13 protein-coding genes, 1 tRNA gene and 1 riboswitch are annotated in these 17,906 nt (G+C 32.4%); of the genes, 4 read left to right on the top strand and 10 right to left on the bottom strand.

The features are described from left to right. Positions 1-35: 35 nt before the first annotated feature. A tRNA-Ser gene (locus HMPREF2658_RS07740) sits at positions 36-124 on the top strand. 179 nt (positions 125-303) lie between these two features. Here the strand turns inward: HMPREF2658_RS07740 and HMPREF2658_RS07745 are convergent. From HMPREF2658_RS07745 to HMPREF2658_RS07775, 7 genes are all read right to left on the bottom strand, one after another. Next, the gene (locus tag HMPREF2658_RS07745) at positions 304-1,815 is read right to left on the bottom strand and encodes a bifunctional metallophosphatase/5'-nucleotidase (RefSeq protein ID WP_000414181.1); all 1,512 of its coding nucleotides are present in this window, start codon (positions 1,813-1,815) and stop codon (positions 304-306) included. A 138-nt stretch (positions 1,816-1,953) separates the two neighbouring features. After that, positions 1,954-3,312, bottom strand: a complete 1,359-nt coding sequence (locus tag HMPREF2658_RS07750; RefSeq protein ID WP_000021872.1) for a TrkH family potassium uptake protein — start codon at positions 3,310-3,312, stop codon at positions 1,954-1,956. 16 nt (positions 3,313-3,328) lie between these two features. Beyond that, positions 3,329-5,653, bottom strand: a complete 2,325-nt coding sequence (locus HMPREF2658_RS07755) for a S1C family serine protease (protein ID WP_083320054.1) — start codon at positions 5,651-5,653, stop codon at positions 3,329-3,331. A gap of 218 nt (positions 5,654-5,871) precedes the next feature. Continuing rightward, positions 5,872-6,675: a TerC family protein gene (locus tag HMPREF2658_RS07760; protein ID WP_000928413.1), complete on the bottom strand. Its 804-nt coding sequence runs from the start codon at positions 6,673-6,675 to the stop codon at positions 5,872-5,874. Positions 6,676-6,750: 75 nt separating this feature from the next. Further along, positions 6,751-6,857, bottom strand: a riboswitch (yybP-ykoY riboswitch). A 119-nt stretch (positions 6,858-6,976) separates the two neighbouring features. Further along, entirely contained in the window at positions 6,977-8,539 is a 1,563-nt protein-coding gene (locus tag HMPREF2658_RS07765; RefSeq protein WP_001049954.1) for a peptide chain release factor 3, read from the bottom strand. Then, on the bottom strand, positions 8,539-8,790 hold the full coding sequence (locus HMPREF2658_RS07770) for a YueH family protein (RefSeq protein ID WP_000247590.1): 252 nt from the start codon (positions 8,788-8,790) through the stop codon (positions 8,539-8,541). Before HMPREF2658_RS07770 ends, HMPREF2658_RS07765 begins: the two co-directional genes overlap by 1 nt. Next, positions 8,780-10,264 carry a UDP-N-acetylmuramoyl-L-alanyl-D-glutamate--L-lysine ligase gene (locus HMPREF2658_RS07775; protein ID WP_000340128.1) on the bottom strand — a complete coding sequence of 495 codons (1,485 nt, stop codon included), beginning with the start codon at positions 10,262-10,264 and terminating at the stop codon, positions 8,780-8,782. Before HMPREF2658_RS07775 ends, HMPREF2658_RS07770 begins: the two co-directional genes overlap by 11 nt. A 431-nt stretch (positions 10,265-10,695) precedes the next feature. Here HMPREF2658_RS07775 and HMPREF2658_RS07780 point away from each other — a divergent pair, with 431 nt between their 5' ends. Both HMPREF2658_RS07780 and ltaA read left to right on the top strand, forming a co-directional pair. Beyond that, entirely contained in the window at positions 10,696-11,871 is a 1,176-nt protein-coding gene (locus HMPREF2658_RS07780; RefSeq protein WP_000258636.1) for a diglucosyl diacylglycerol synthase, read from the top strand. After that, positions 11,849-13,039, top strand: a complete 1,191-nt coding sequence (gene ltaA / locus HMPREF2658_RS07785) for a lipoteichoic acid biosynthesis MFS flippase LtaA (protein ID WP_001154224.1) — start codon at positions 11,849-11,851, stop codon at positions 13,037-13,039. The genes HMPREF2658_RS07780 and ltaA overlap by 23 nt, the downstream gene beginning before the upstream one ends. Positions 13,040-13,150: 111 nt before the next feature. Here ltaA and HMPREF2658_RS07790 read toward each other — a convergent pair whose 3' ends face one another. The 3 genes from HMPREF2658_RS07790 to HMPREF2658_RS07800 form a co-directional block, all read right to left on the bottom strand. Beyond that, positions 13,151-13,660 (bottom strand): YjcG family protein, encoded by a 510-nt coding sequence (locus HMPREF2658_RS07790; protein ID WP_000600388.1) that lies wholly within the window; start codon positions 13,658-13,660, stop codon positions 13,151-13,153. Between the two features lie 192 nt (positions 13,661-13,852). Then, a complete protein-coding gene (locus HMPREF2658_RS07795; protein WP_000889180.1) occupies positions 13,853-14,611 on the bottom strand; it encodes an esterase family protein in 759 nt (252 codons plus the stop codon). A 143-nt stretch (positions 14,612-14,754) separates the two neighbouring features. Next, positions 14,755-16,323 (bottom strand): alanine/glycine:cation symporter family protein, encoded by a 1,569-nt coding sequence (locus tag HMPREF2658_RS07800; RefSeq protein ID WP_000570704.1) that lies wholly within the window; start codon positions 16,321-16,323, stop codon positions 14,755-14,757. Between the two features lie 340 nt (positions 16,324-16,663). Between HMPREF2658_RS07800 and cozEa the strand changes: the two genes are divergently transcribed. Further along, a complete protein-coding gene (gene cozEa / locus HMPREF2658_RS07805) occupies positions 16,664-17,749 on the top strand; it encodes a lipoteichoic acid biosynthesis protein CozEa (RefSeq protein WP_000933107.1) in 1,086 nt (361 codons plus the stop codon). The last annotated feature ends 157 nt before the right edge of the window (positions 17,750-17,906 follow it).

The following is a 17,906-nucleotide window of genomic DNA, read 5'->3' on the forward strand; positions in this document are numbered from 1 at the left end:
CGGTCGTAGGTTCGAGTCCTACCTGTGGAGCCATTGGAAACGTACTCAAGTTGGCTGAAGAGGCGCCCCTGCTAAGGGTGTAGGTCGCGAAAGCGGCGCGAGGGTTCGAATCCCTCCGTTTCCGTTACTTGCTTAAATGGTATATACCATTTAAGCTTTTTTGTTTACTTATATATAATGAATGAGAATTTCACTGTTCTTTTATATCAATTTTAAAATTCTAAAAACCTTTCCTAGATAATCTTTTCTAAGAAAGGTTTTTATACTTGTTAAACTTATAATTAATTTATTACATAGCAATATTTACCTGTTTTTAACTACAAAATTATCACTACATGAAATACGATAATTCGGATTTCTTAACTTCTCTGCAATTAATGTACTCATTGTTTCATCGTATGATTCATGTATAATAGCATTTTTTAAATAATTCTTGTAGTTACGATAACAATAGTCAGTCATTGTAACTCTATAACTCTTAGTCAAATCAATTTGATCTAACATTACTCGTTGCCCAGGTTCTTGATTCATATCAATCTCATAATTGAATCCTTGCCACATTGTACATAACGTTTCATCAATAATTGTTAAGCTTAATTGCTCATTAACAAAATCTAAATATGAATAACTATACTCCAATATATCTTTGATATTTTGACCACTAATTGTCATATCCATTGGCTTATCTGGATATGGGTATGCATGATACAAATCTTCGTTTCGAATCTGTCCACTCAATCCCTTCTCTCCGTTCATAGGCACGTGAACACATGTTATATCATTATCAAATGCAAGGTGAATTGCATCATGTAATAATTGCGAAAATGGATGTGTTTGACAGACTAAATCTTGTAACCCATTTACTGATAACATCAAACCTTTATCACTTATGATTTCCTGTGACCAATAAGCCACTGCCTTTCTATCATAGAATGTTAAATCTAATAATTCTTGATCCTCTTCATACTCATTTAAGTCAATCACTTTAGAATCAATGCTTTCAACATCATAAGTTGTTGTTCTCTTTTTAAAATTAATCGAGAGATGTACAAGCTCTTTTGCATCTTGACCAGCCTGAACATAATACGTTTCATGATCTTGACCTACTATTGTTTGATGCTGATGTGCTGTAATCATTAAATCTATAACACCGAGTTCTTCCATTAATTTTTCAGCTTCATTCGAACTTGCCTTTTTATTTTTCGTACTATTACTAATTTTATTCAATCCACCATGATAAATTACAATCAAAAAATCCGGCTCTTCAACTTCATGGATATATCTAATCCAACGTTTTGATGCCACTAATGTCTTTTCAATAGATACATCTTGCTCCATTTCAGAATACTCATTTTCCATTAAACCATCTGCTGTGACGCCTACGATAGCAATTTTTAAGTCACCAAAATGTTTAATACAATATGGAGTTGAAAAATAAGGCTCCTTAGTAACATTGTATTCAATATTTGCTGATAACCATGGAAAACGTGCCAATGCAATTGAACGAGTTAAAAATGATAAACCAAACTTGAATTCACTTGGACTCACACCGCTAGCATCATAATGCATTCTGTTCATCAACTTTATCATTGGATGTCGTTTATAAGGTGCAACAATAGCATAATAATAGGCCGCTAACGAGCCAGCTAAACTTCCGCCACTATCTAATAAAATGACGCGATGATTTTGTGCTCTTACTTGGTTAACATAAGTACCAGCTCTATAAATATTTGAACCATAATCACCATTTAAGAAATGACTATGCATATCTGACGTAGTTAAAATCTCTACATTAATGTTTTCATTTTTTTCCATCATGTTACACCTCTCATTGTTACTAGTTTACCATTTTCAAAACCAATCGTCTTATAAAATAAGTTAAAAATACAAACTAAAAAAGCAATCTAAGTTCCAGTTAAAATCTACATTAACTAAACTTAGATTGCTATTATATTATCCTATTTGAATACGTTCTTTTGGATAATGGAATTTATCTGGTTCTCGACGTCCTGCTATCATAATGATAAATGATATTAAGCCAACACGTCCTATAAACATGAGTACCATTAGTACGACCTTGGAAATATCACTAATATCACTTGTGACACCAAGCGATAGTCCACAAGTTCCAAATGCAGACATGACTTCAAAAAATACTTGTAAAAATGTAAGCTTACCATTTTCAGTAGCTGATATAATTAGCATTCCTAAAAATGTTAAAATTGTCGCCATTGTAAATACTGCAAATGAACGTTGAATATCCATAATGTGTACTTCTCTATTGTAAACTTTAATGGATGTTTTATCGGCATTATTACTAAAGTTAATTAAAAACAAAATTAAAATAGCGAAAGTTGTTGTACGAATACCGCCACCAACCGAACTTGGCGAAGAACCTATAAACATTAAAATACCCATGATAATATTCGTAGGGTCACTTAGTGTTGTCACATCAATTGTTTGAAGACCCGCACTTCTTGTAGTCGCTGATTGAAACAGCGAATAGAATAACGATTGATGCCAACTTAATCCTTTGAACGCATGGTTATGTTCAAATAATAGAATGGCTAATACCCCAACAATAAATAGGAATAAATATGTTGATGTCGTAATTTTAGTAAATAATGAAAATCTAAAATTAGTAACCCTATTTTGAATATAAGCTTTAACTTCTAATAACACTGGGAAGCCGATTGATCCTAAAATTATTAAAAATATAACTATCGCTTGTACAAAATAATCATGTGCATAAGGAATTAATGACTTACCTGTAATATCTAATCCACCATTGGTAGTGGCAGAAATAGAAACAAAAACACCTTGCATGATTGCATATTTTAAATCTGGATTATCTCGATAAAAGTAAAATGCTAATAACATGGCTCCTACGAGTTCGATTACAAATATTGATTTTACAATATCAATAATCAATTTGACGGTACCACTCATTGTGTTTTTGTTATTATCTAACATAATTAACTGACGTTCTCTAATTCCAATATGTTTACCTAGTACCACCCATAACATCGTACCAATTGCCATGACGCCAATTCCACCAATATTTAATATCACGAGGATAATTAATTGTCCAAATGTAGAATAGGTATCGACAATACTTATCGGAGACAATCCAGTAACACTAATTCCGGATACGGCAACAAACAATGTGTCAATTGGATTTACTTCTACACCTGGTTTATGAACATACGGTAAGTTTAATAATAAAAATGCAACGACAATTGCGACGATATAGTACAATACAATACCTTGTTGAGGGCTTGATCTTTTTAAAAACTGGCTAAAAATTGACACGTTGTTCACCTCAACATTATTTTAGTTTAATATTAATTTCTTTCTCTTTACCATCTCTATAAATCTTCGCTGTAATTGATTTCAAGTCATCTTTATGACTAAATATAATCTGCCTAAAGCGTAAATCATCTTCTAAAAGTTTGCCATCTAATTCAGTAATTACATCACCTTTTTTCAGACCAGATCGATCTGCTAAACCATTGTTGTCAACTTGATCTACAACAACACCATTCTTAACTTTTCCTGGCAATTTAACTGCTTGTCTTTCAAAACTATTTAGATTGGCAATATTCTTCATTTTAACACCTACATCCGGATAGTCAATTTTACCTTTTGTTTCTAAATCTTTTTCAATCTTTTGTACTTCATTAACAGGTATTGCAAATGACATATTTTCAACGTTTGGCATACTAATTTTAGCTACAACTACACCAATTAATTTTCCTTCTCTATTGACGACAGCACCACCCGAGTTACCTGGATTTACTGATGCATCAATTTGGAAAGCTTTCATCAACATATCATATTTATTATCTTTATCGAAATCAATAGGAACATTTCTGTTCAGACCTGAAATAATACCTTCTGTCACAGTGCCTTTAAAGTCTACACCAAGTGGATTACCTACGACTAATATTGGCTCTCCTAACACTAAATTATTTGAATCTCCAATAGCTATCTCTTTCACTGAACTGTCTGAAGAAGTCGCTTTAACAACAGCTAAATCTGACCATTTATCTTTTCCAAGCACTTTCCCAACAACACTTTTATTATTCGAGAAAGTTATTTTTTGATTTTCTTTATCACCGACAACGTGTGCATTCGTAACAATGTATAACGTATCTCCAGATTTTTTATATACAACACCTGATCCTACTTCGTCTTGAGATGCTTTATCTTTAGGTAATGATGAATCTTTTGATGTTTCATTTTCAACTGTAACGACCGATTTAACTGTATTATTGGCATTTTTCATCGTTGTCGTATATTTTTGAGCATCTGTATCATTATTATCATTCATGCGATCATTTTTGTTCACATTATTAAAAATGGCATTCAAAATAACAATTAGAATAATAATACCCATTAGAATAACTAATTTAGGCCAATACATCATCCAAAACTTTTTCAAAATGTCACTATAATTATTATTTGTAGCGCGCCCTTTGTTCAATTTTGATGTAGCTTTTTTTTGATTATTATTTGCCGATGTCTTTGTATTTGGTTTTTGACCATTTAATTTATCATTGTCATTAGTAGCAATATTTCTTTTTTCAGTGCTACGATGAGATGCACTTGACTGACTTTGATATCCCACCGTTTCAGACGAGTCTGCATTTTGTTTATGTTTATCTTCAACATGATTTTTTTCATCAAGTTTTCGATCGTCATCTGTTTTTGATAATGATGGTGTATTGATATCATTATCAGGATTATCGTCAACAATATGATCTTCTCTCATAACGTTATCTTTATCATCACTTATCGATGGTGTATGATGACTTAAATCATTTTCATGATTAGACTTGTCATTTTGTTCGCTATCACCATATGTATAGGTTTTTGTTTGCTCATTTTGACTTTGCTGTCTTTTCAATTTCTGTTCTTCCGGCAAAGTTAATGGCTTCTGATTATTTACTTCATCATCAGATTCCGACAATATTGGTACTGAATTTGATTTGTCTGATATTACTTCAGATTTCAGATTACTACTTTTATTTCCATCTGAACTGTCTTTTTTTATTTTCTCTGTCTGCATCGAGCTGTCTGAATCAGTTCTTGAAGACTCAAAATCAATTCTAGTCTCTTTATCATGTTCTGAAGGTTTGGAAAGTACATGTTGCTCTTCATGACCAACTTTGTTTTTATCTGAACTTAGCTTTCTCATGTCAGTTGATTCTACTTTATCGGTTGATTTAGTTGATAAAGTCGCTTCAGAATTTTGCTCATAATATTTTGATTCCTCTGTATCTTGGTCCACTGAATCTAATGAATTTTGTTTTTTAGATACATCGTCTGTTAAATAATGATCTCTATTATATGTTGACTTACTACCCTGATTACTTTTACTTTCTTCAGCTTTATTCTCATTAACATCACGGTTTCTCTGTTCTAAATGCGATGATAAACTATTTTTAAATCGTTCGTGCTTATCAATTGAATCTTTATGTATTTGCTTATCTGCTTTTTTTGATGTTGTATTATCTATATTTTGTTTATCTTGATGTTGATTTAAATTTTCTTCTCTGTCTTCGTTGTGGAAGAATTCACGACGTTTACGTCGGTACTGACTTTTAGGAATTACATGTTTTTTACCAATATCCACTAATGTCCACTCCATTCAATAAAATCACTTATCATTATGACACATTAACACCTAATTTGCTTTAAAATCTATATAATTTCTATTGAAAAAATGCTAAATATAAAAGGCACATTTTCTTTATACTATATCGCATCTTTTGATTCACATTCTTCAAAATCCATTTTTCATAAATCACTCAATTAAATGAAAAAGGACAACCTTAAACTAAATTAAGATTGTCCGCTTCACATCAATTATTTATGCGATTTTTTATTTTTAACAACTGAACCTAACCAACCGATAATTACTAATCCAATTAGTACTGTCCAGAAAATAGATTGCCATAATACGCCATGTGGGAAGTGCTCAGGCAATACAGCGATGTCTGGGTGAGCTAATACCATGACAACTAATTTAACACCTACCCAACCAACGATCGCGAAGGCTGCACCTTCAAGTCCTGGATATTTGTTTAATAGCTCTACGAACCATGTTGCTGCATAACGCATTAGAATAACACCAATCATTCCACCTAGGAACATGACTACGAACTGACCTAAGTCCATACCACCAAAGTGAATACCAACTTTAGGAAGTGTTACAGCAATAGCTAAAGCAGCAAGCATAGAATCAATGGCAAATGCGATATCTGCAAATTCTATTTTCAACACAGTTCCCCAGAATGATTTGTTACTTGCTTTAATCTCTTCACCAGACTCATCATAATGATGATCATCTCCAGCTTCAGGACTTTCAATTTCTGGGTGTTTAAAGAACTGCCACAGATTTTTGATTGACATATAAATTAAGTAAACCGCTCCTGCAGCTTGAATAAACCAAAAGTTCGCGATAATACTAATTAAGAATAAAGCTAAAAATCTAAATACAAATGCACCTAGCAAACCGTAAAACAAAGCTTTTTTACGTTGTTCGGGTGGTAAGTGCTTAACCATTACAGCCATAACAATCGCGTTATCTGCTGCTAATAAGCCTTCTAAAAATACTAAAACGACAAGTACCCATAAATAAGGTAAGATCAAACTTGGATCCATTAACATGTACAACTCCTTTAAATAAATAAGTTAAGTACAAACAAAAAGACCTATGCTAAATAAATAGCAAAGGTCTCACTAAGCAATTTTAATTGCCCACTTTACCGGAAGATATCTTCGTAATGACGATAAAGTGTCGAATCATTTATACGGTCATGATTCTTAAGTTACTCCCCTCTGACAGAATGCCATAGGTTATTCATTTGATACATCATAGTATACCTTTTTCTTTTAAAATATACAATTTATTTTTCTTCAACGAAACAATTATTTTTAAAGTAACAAATTCGATTATACAATTGAGCCATTAAAGTAAACTATACAATTTAATTTCAGGGAATTTCTCTTCAAACCATCTTGTTGCAAATTCATTTTCAAATAAGAATACTAAATCGTCATATCTATCTTTCACTAAAATCGATCTTGATGTGTTCATCTTATCTGTAATTTGGTCTTCATTTTCAATCCAACGTGCAATTTTACGGCCTACTGGCTCCATAACAACATCAACATTATATTCGTTTTTCATTCTATGTTCGAAAACTTCAAATTGTAACTGACCAACAGCACCCAAAATAATTTGGTTTGTGTGTAATGTTTTATAGTATTGAATCGCACCTTCTTGTACTAATTGTTCAATACCTTTATGGAAATGCTTCTGTTTCATGACGTTTTTAGCAGAAACTTTCATAAAAATTTCTGGCGTAAATTGTGGTAAATCTTGGAAACTGTAGGTTTGTTTTCCACCAACTAAAGTATCTCCAATTTGATAATTACCAGTATCGTATAGTCCAATGATATCGCCTGCTACAGCATGATTCACAGTTTCTTTATCGTCTGCCATAAAAGACGTTGAACGTGTGATTTTTTGCTTTTTATTAGTACGTTGCAAAGTAACATCCATACCACGTTCAAATGCACCACTAACGATACGCATAAAGGCAATTCTATCACGGTGTTTAGGGTCCATGTTGGCTTGAATTTTAAAGATAAATCCTGAAAATGAATCATCAAACGGGCTTACTTCAACCTCTTCTTTTGTTTGTCTCGCATTTGGCATTGGCGCAAAATCAACATATGCATTTAAGAAATTTTGTACACCAAAGTTAGCTAAAGCTGAACCGAAAAATACAGGTGTTAAGTCTCCACTCAACAGCGCGTCATTATCAAAGGCTTCACCCGCTTCTTCAACCAACATTAATTCTTCAATCGCTTGTTCAAAAGCACTATCATTTGTAATTGCATGATCTTCTTCCAACTCAAAATCATCATTCAAATGTAATATATTTTCTTCATCTCTAAATGGTTCAATTGTTTTAGACTTTCTATCAATGATGCCAAAGAAACTTTGTCCCATACCAATTGGCCAATTCATAGGGTATGTTTCAATATTTAATGTCTCTTCGATTTCATCTAATAATTCAAATGGTTCTTTACCTACTCGGTCTAATTTATTAATGAATGTAAAGATTGGAATTCCACGCATTTTACAAACTTTAAATAACTTCAATGTTTGTGGCTCAATACCTTTTGCACAGTCTATGACCATGACAGCACTGTCAACTGCCATTAATGTTCTATACGTATCTTCTGAAAAGTCTTCATGTCCTGGTGTATCTAAGATATTGATTTTATAATCATCGTAATCAAATTGCATTACTGAACTTGTTACAGAAATACCACGCTCTTGTTCAACTTTCATCCAGTCACTTGTCGCAAATTTACCAGTCTTCTTCCCTTTAACTGTACCCGCTTCACGAATAGCACCACTGAAGTACAATAGTTTTTCAGTTAACGTTGTTTTCCCTGCATCGGGATGTGAAATAATCGCAAAAGTCTTTCTAGACTCAACTTCTTGCTTTAAGTTCATTAGTCTTTCTCCTTTTTATATGTTTCTATCCAATCTGTTAGTTGTGATGCAATCGATTCTGCCTCTTCCTCTTCTTTAAAAACAAACAATTGCATGAGTATTGCTTCAAAACAAGTTTCTTCATTTAATGTCATTGCCATCTGATATGACCAAAACCAATCTGGTATAGCAATAATTATCTGGTCATTTAATGCTTCGAATAAATAAACATCAATAGTTTTACCTTCATCAATAAGTCTTTTATTGACCAACAGGGCCACCACCGAACTTTTTGTAAGCTGCTTCAAGGCCAATTAAATCATCTCGATGTGGCACCTTAATATGCCCTGGCATGATTTGATATGGTTCTCTTCCTTTTGATGCTAAAACGACAGTATCCCCAGGCTCAGCTATGTCAATTGCATGTTTTATCCCTTCTGCACGATCATCAAATTCAATATAGTTTTGATGTGTTGCACCTTTGGCTAATTCTGCTGTTAACATTTTCGGGTCATCATTTGCCGGATTATCAGGTGTGAAAATGACATAATCTGCACGACATGCAACTCGCCCCATTTCAGGGGTTTTAGTTAAATCACGTTCGCCTGCCATACCAACTAAAAATATCAACTTTTGCTTTACAAAAGGCTGTACTGCATCGATTAATTTGTTCATACCATCAGCTGTATGTGCATAATCGATAATTAAATCAATAGGTAATGAAGGATCTAAAACTTCTAATCGCCCTTCAACAGGTTCTAAATTTTCAACTGCTTTAATAATCATTTCTAAAGATGTACCTTTACTCCACACCGCAATCATTACCGCCATAATATTAGAAATATTAAACTTACCAACATAAGGCGATTTTACTGGGTAAGTTCCAAAAGGCGTTACAAAATCAAAGCTGACACCTTGTAAAGATTCTTGAATATTTTTAGCCATAAATTGGGCTTCCTCATCAATTCCATAACTAAATACTTCATAAGGCGTCACTGTTCTTAAATACTCAGAAAATGAATCGTCATTATTTAACACGACATACTTTTCTTTCGACAAATCTTCACCTAATTGACTAAACAATAAAGACTTCGCGTGTCCGTATGCTTCCATTGTGCCATGAAAATCTAAATGGTCTTGTGTTAAATTTGAAAATATTGCAACGTCAAATTCAACGCCTCGCAGTCGTCCTAATACTAAGCCATGGCTCGATACTTCTAATGTCATGGATTCAGCGCCTGCATCAACTGCTTCTTTAATTTTCTTAGTTAATGAAACTGTTTCTGGTGTCGTATTTGCACCTTTTGTCTTTGTTTCATTAATTTGGAAACCATTAGTTCCTAAATATGCACTATTTTTTTGTAACTTTCTTTGAATTAAATGAATCATCGTTGCAATAGAAGTTTTACCATTTGTACCCGTTACACCAAATGTCACTAACTGATGACTCGGATAATCAAATAATGTGTGTGCTAGAATACTAGCTACTCTTAATGTGTCCGGCACAACCACTTGTGTTACGTTAGCTGGTAATGATTGTTCTTTATTGACCACTACCAACTTACACCCTTGATCAGCTACACTTTGACAGAACTTATGACTGTCTACAGTATATCCAACTGAAGCGACAAAAATGCTACCTTCTCTCGCTGTACGTGAATCAGTAGTGATATCATCTATTTGTTGTTCTAAAGAACCCAATACACGCTTTACTTTTACTTTCTTAAACAACGTACTTGCATCCAAACTGAACCGCTCCTTTTTCTACAATATGTTTATTATACACGTTTTGTTGATGTTAATAAATTTATAATTTCACTGATATGTCCTACTAATCAGCATTTTCTAATTTCTACTATTAAAAATAAAACTTAAGGTATTATGAATTAGTTTCACAATTATGGCTCATCTTAAATTATTAAAACCATCTTGTAACATGGTATAATATCATAATTGTTTCCAAAAATATGCTATAATTGTATACTGGATAATTTTAAATATACAAATAAAACGTAGAACAATAAATTGCTTTATAAAATAACGTTTTATTTTGTATCAATTCATCTATTGATTAAAATGCTATAAATGTAACGACTTTGCGTCTTTATTTCTTTTATAATGCCGTAAAATAAGTTACACTTAAATAAAATTTTCAAACTAACGGAGGGTGGCTATTAATGGTTACTCAAAATAAAAAGATATTGATTATTACTGGCTCTTTCGGTAACGGTCATATGCAAGTTACACAGAGTATCGTTAATCAACTTAATGATATGAATCTAGACCATTTAAGCGTCATTGAGCACGATTTATTTATGGAAGCTCATCCAATTTTGACTTCTATTTGTAAAAAATGGTATATCAATAGCTTTAAATATTTTAGAAATATGTACAAAGGGTTTTATTACAGCCGCCCAGATAAACTAGACAAATGTTTCTACAAATACTATGGACTTAATAAATTAATTAATTTATTGATAAAAGAAAAGCCAGATTTAATATTATTAACGTTTCCTACACCAGTTATGTCGGTACTAACTGAGCAATTTAACATTAATATTCCAATTGCTACAGTGATGACAGACTATCGCTTACATAAAAACTGGATTACGCCGTATTCAACAAGATATTATGTGGCAACAAAAGAAACGAAACAAGACTTCATAGACGTAGGTATTGATCCTTCAACAGTTAAAGTGACAGGTATTCCTATTGATAACAAATTTGAAACACCTATTAATCAAAAGCAGTGGTTAATAGACAACAACTTAGATCCAGATAAGCAAACTATTTTAATGTCAGCTGGTGCATTTGGTGTATCTAAAGGTTTTGACACGATGATCACTGATATATTAGCGAAAAGTGCAAATGCACAAGTAGTTATGATTTGTGGTAAGAGCAAAGAGCTAAAGCGTTCTTTAACAGCTAAGTTTAAATCTAACGAGAATGTATTGATTCTAGGTTATACCAAACACATGAATGAATGGATGGCATCAAGTCAACTTATGATTACGAAACCTGGTGGTATCACAATAACTGAAGGTTTCGCCCGTTGTATTCCAATGATTTTCCTAAATCCTGCACCTGGTCAAGAGCTTGAAAATGCCCTTTACTTTGAAGAAAAAGGTTTTGGTAAAATCGCTGATACTCCAGAAGAAGCAATAAAAATTGTAGCAGGTTTAACGAACGGTAATGAGCAATTAACTAACATGATTAGTACAATGGAACAAGATAAAATTAAGTATGCTACACAGACAATATGTAGAGACTTACTTGATTTAATCGGTCATTCATCACAACCACAAGAGATTTATGGAAAGGTTCCTTTATATGCAAGATTCTTCGTTAAATAATTACGCTAATCATAAAAATTTCATTTTAATGCTTATTATCTTATTTTTAATGGAATTTGCGAGAGGCATGTATATCCTAAGCTATATTAATTTCTTGCCAACAGTTACATCCATTGCTGTAGCAATAACGTCTCTAGCATTTTCAATACATTTTATTGCTGATGCATCTACAAACTTTGTTATAGGATTTTTACTAAAAAAATTCGGCACAAAAATCGTTTTAACGACTGGATTTATTTTAGCATTTACAAGTTTATTTTTAGTTATTTGGTTTCCAGCATCACCTTTTGTAATCATATTTAGTGCTATGATGCTCGGTATTGCAGTTAGTCCTATTTGGGTCATTATGTTATCCAGTGTTGAAGAAGATAAGCGTGGCAAGCAAATGGGCTATGTTTATTTTTCATGGTTGTTAGGCCTATTGGTAGGTATGGTTTTTATGAATTTACTTATCAAAGTGCACCCAACACGCTTCGCCTTCATGATGTCTTTAGTCGTTTTAATTGCTTGGATATTATATTATTTTGTCGATGTAAAGTTAACAAATTATAATACTCGTCCAGTTAAAGCTCAATTGAGACAAATTGTTGATGTGACAAAGCGCCATTTATTGTTGTTCCCTGGTATTCTTTTACAAGGTGCCGCAATTGCTGCCCTAGTTCCTATATTACCAACATATGCTACTAAGGTTATTAACGTAAGCACAATTGAATATACTGTTGCAATCATTATTGGTGGTATCGGCTGTGCAGTTTCGATGCTATTTTTATCGAAACTGATAGATAACCGTAGCAGAAACTTTATGTATGGTGTCATTCTAAGCGGATTTATTTTATACATGATATTAATTTTCACTCTATCTATGATTGTTAATATTCACATCGTGTGGATTATCGCTTTAGCTATCGGTCTAATGTATGGCATCTTATTACCAGCATGGAATACCTTTATGGCACGATTTATCAAATCAGATGAACAAGAAGAAACTTGGGGTGTTTTTAATAGTATCCAAGGATTCGGCTCAATGATCGGGCCATTATTTGGCGGATTAATTACACAATTTACCAACAATTTAAACAATACATTTTATTTCTCGGCATTAATCTTTTTAGTCTTAGCTGTATTTTATGGAAGCTACTTTATAGCAAATAGAGAAAAAGCTAAGTAAGGTTAAAACGGTTTTTAAAATAAAGAAAATGGTCATTTTATTGCATTCAATAAAAATGACCATTTTCTTATTAATTCAAACATACTACGATTAACAATACTATTATGTTACTTAAGCTAAATTAAACGTTTCAATAACTTTCCATTTATCTTCGTCATCGTCAAAACGTAACAAAGTTAATTCATCGATAATTTCTTTATGGTCTACCCCAGCTAATGCTACTTGACCAAAAATATCTTCGAATTCTTGGCTAGATAGTCCTTGTGCTATTGTAAAGTGTGGCACAAAAACATGTTCAGCTTCTCCATAGAAATCTTCTCCATTAAAGCGATTAAACAATTCTTCTAAGTCGTCCGTCTTTGCAACTTTAAAGTAAATCACATTGTTCGTTGGTTTGAAGCTAGAAGCTTTTGTAGCATGAACTTCTACTGCTGGTATACCATTAATACGAGCTCTAACCTGTTCAATGACAGAATCTAAATCACCATCTTCAATTTCAAATGGCGCTTTAATTGTCACATGTGGTTTAATGCGTGAATACTGTTTATCATATCTTTTACGGTAAGAATCCACCGCTTCTTGAAATGACTTTGATGGAATTAATGCTAACCCTAAAATCATCTGAATTCCTCCTTTGTTTAACCTATTGCTATTATATCAAATTTCTTTGAAAACCGTTACATTAAAAATAATTCATTATACATCTTTTGCAAATTAGACAAATTTAAATTAAATTAAACAGTAAAATCTTTTATAAATATATTATAGACCAGACTATATGAAGACAATTCATACTAAATCTACTAATGTAAATTATTCATAAAGTTGATCATCTGTGTTTTTACTTAAAAAATACAATAATATATCTGACAGCAATGGTTTCCAATCTTTCCATTGGTGACTACCTTCAAATTCATCGTAATAATAAGTTATATTATATTTCTTAATTTGTTCAGCTAATTCTCTATTCGGTGTTAAGAAATCGGCACGCTTACCATTTGTTGGTAAAGTGAAATCTTTTTCATCTAGACCAATGACATGCCAAATTGTCAATTGTTCTTTATTAGCACATTGATTTAGCTTATCTAATACTTTTTCATCTGAATGTGGACTTAACATTGCTACACGACTAAAAATCGTTGGATAGGTCAACGCCGTTAATAAGGCAATACTACCCGCTAAACTATCCCCTACTAATAACCTTGCATTACCTACTTTCAGTGTAGAAAACGTCGAGTCAATAAATGGCAATATTTCTTTACCGACTGATTGAATAGTTAAATGAGAACGACTTCCTTGTGGATGAAATTCCTCTCTACGCTTATCAACGTCTTCATAATGGAATCCGACAATGATCGCATCATCAATACGCGCTTCTTTGATTAACGATTCATATGTACGTTGTATTCTCCCGAAACGTAAAAAATCTAATCCGTCAAAGCAAAGAATGACATTATATTTAACAAGTTGATTATAAGATTCAGGCAAATAAATACTTAGTGTGACATCTCTATTTAAAATATCACTATATAAAACATGTTTATTAATCTTTCCAGCTTTAAATTCCAACATAAAAAAAGTGCCCCCTAGTAATTGTATTATTATTGTACCAAGAGACACTATATTTTAAAATTCAAATTTCTGAGCACCTAAAATTCTCAATACTTTTTCTTTTTTATCAAATGATTACTATATATACCATAACTAAAAGTTGACTACTTTTTGGCACGTGCTTGTTTTAAACGTTCTGGATATGTCTTCAACCAAAAGACAGCATTAGGTAATTTATTCGGATCAGGTTGATAAACTGCATTATAACCGCTGCCCAAACGTTTCTTTTGAATTTCATAATCTTTTAAAGCATTTACGGCAGGCTTATGTAAAATCCAAATCGCAATGATATTTAACCAAGCCATTAGACCTACACCTAAATCACCGAATGCCCATGCTACATCAGCTGTTTTAACTGCACCGTAAAATGTAGCGAACAAAATAATCACACGAGCAATATTAATAAATACCGATGAAACTTGATTATTTTGATTACGCGTTAAATAAGCAACATTTGTTTCTGTAATATAGTAGTACGACAAAATTGTAGTAAATGCAAAGAAGAATAAAGCAAATGCAATAAAGTACGAACCTACGCCAGAGAAAGTAGGATCAAATTGATAACCACTGCCATGGAACGCTTTATCAATGCCGGCTTGTGCATACATCGCAGTACCTGAATAATCTTTACCTGTTGCATTTTCAACATAAATCCCACCGTCTTTAATTAAATGCGGTGTGCCATTCGCATTAACCGTACCATCAGTCACATTATATGTACCAGAAATAAGTATAATCAGAGCAGTTGCAGTACATACAAATAATGTATCAATATAAACTGAAAATGCTTGTACTAGACCTTGTTTACTTGGATGTGATACTTCTGCTGCCGCTGCTGCGTGTGGACCTGTACCTTGACCAGCCTCATTTGAGTATAATCCACGTTTAACACCAATCTCTATCATTGCGCCAACGATACCACCAAAAGCAGATTGTAATCCAAATGCTGATTTGAAAATTAATGCAAATAATGCTGGCACTTCTTGTATATTGATACAAATGATAATGACAGCCATTAGTATGTAAATAATTGCCATAAATGGTACAACTGCTGTTGCAACATTGGCAATACTACGTACACCACCAAAAATAATTAATCCCAAAATAACTACAACAATACCACCCATTAACCATTGTGGAACATGAATCGCATTGTGCATAGAACTTGCTATAGCGTTAGATTGCACACCAGGAAGCAATAGACCTACTGAGATAATCGTAACAATAGCAAAGATAATTCCGTAAATTTTACCAAATTTACCACCAATACCATATTCAATATAATACGCTGGTCCACCACGATATTCATTATTTTCAACTCTCTTGAATATTTGACCAAGTGTAGATTCAATAAAAGCACTACTTGCACCTAAAAACGCAGTAATCCACATCCAAAATACTGCACCAGGTCCTCCTATAAATATTGCAGTAGATACACCGACAATATTACCTGTACCAACCCTGCCTGCTAAAGACATGGCTATCGCTTGAAAACTTGAAATACCATTAGGAGACTTCTCTCCTTGAAACATTAATCGAATCATTTCTTTAAAATGTCTAACTTGAAAAAATCGCATACGCAATGTAAATAGCACACCAGTAATTAGCAAACCATAAACTAATGGCTTACTCCAAACAACCTCATTTAAAAAGGTTACTAATTTTTCAATCATAAGATTCCCCCTATTGTTTAAACATAAAAATATTATACGATTAAGCACGAGACACTTCAATATATTTTTCAGAATATTCTTATAAATGATAATATGATCATTTCTTTTTTTAACACGTTTAATATTAAAATAAGTTATTCATATAAATTGGCACTGTTTGATCCATTTGCAGACATACGAGTCATTGAAAAGTCTCACAAACTATTGAAAGTAAATATCTTAAAATAGAAAGTGAATGGTTAATTTAAGTATATTTAAAAAATATTAACCTTTTTAAGCACTGCTATTTAGGATATACTAAATAATAACTAAGTTTAGAAAAATAGGAGGAACATCGTTTATGTTAAACAAGGTTTGGTTCCGAACTGGCATTGCTCTGATTATGCTGTTCATTCTCATCAAACTATTTATGGAAGTGCACGAAGTATTTACTCCAATAGCTACAATCATCGGTTCTGTATTTCTTCCATTTTTAATTAGTGGTTTTTTATTTTATATCTGTCTACCTTTTCAAAACTTACTTGAAAAAGTCGGTTTTCCAAGATGGGCTAGTATAACAACAATCATGTTAGCTTTGTTTGCTATTATCGGCTTAATTGTTGCGTTTGTTGCACCAATCATCATTTCAAATATCAACAATTTAATTAGTCAAACACCTGCCTTACAAAAAGAAGCAGAGCAAATTATTAAATTCGCACTAGCTCAAATGGATAAATTACCTGAAGACGTAACAAGTAGAATTACAAATATGGTTAAATCAATGGGTGATGGCGTTACTAATATTTTATCTAATTCATTACAATATATTACATCATTAATTTCAACCATCTTCTTATTGATTATGGTTCCATTCTTCTTAATTTATATGTTAAAAGACCATGAAAAATTTATCCCAGCAGTTGCTAAATTTTTCAAAGGTGAACGTAAAGTATTTTTCGTAGATTTATTAACTGATTTAAACTTTACATTAAAATCTTACATTCAAGGTCAAGTAACTGTCAGTGTTATTTTAGGTGTATTCTTATATATCGGTTATTCAATTATTGACTTACCATATATTCCTTTATTAGTACTATTTGCTGGTGTCGCAAACTTAATTCCTTTCTTAGGTTCATGGTTATCATTTGCACCTGCAGCAATACTCGGTATTATAGATAGTCCTACTACATTTATATGGGTTTGTATCATTACATTAATTGCACACCAACTTGAAGGTAATATCATTACACCAAATGTAATGGGTAAATCTTTAAGTATTCATCCTTTAACAATTATCGTTGTTATTTTAGCAGCAGGAGATTTAGGTGGCTTTACATTAGTTCTGATTGCAGTGCCATTATATGCTGTACTTAAAACGGTTGTTAGTAATATTTTCAAATACCGCCAACGCATTATTGATAAAGCAAACAGCGATGTTAAAGACTAATTCTGTGGATGTCTTTTAATAATATAAGATACTATCGCCTCAAAAGTTGAAACTACAGCTTTTGAGGCGATTTTTTGTGCATAAAAAAATCAGTCAGATGAAATATCAAATAATTTTCCATCAGTCCGATTATTATAAAAGCAAAAAAAGCTTTGCT

It is taken from the genome of Staphylococcus sp. HMSC062H10, from assembly GCF_001836945.1.
GTDB classification, from domain to species: domain Bacteria; phylum Bacillota; class Bacilli; order Staphylococcales; family Staphylococcaceae; genus Staphylococcus; species Staphylococcus aureus.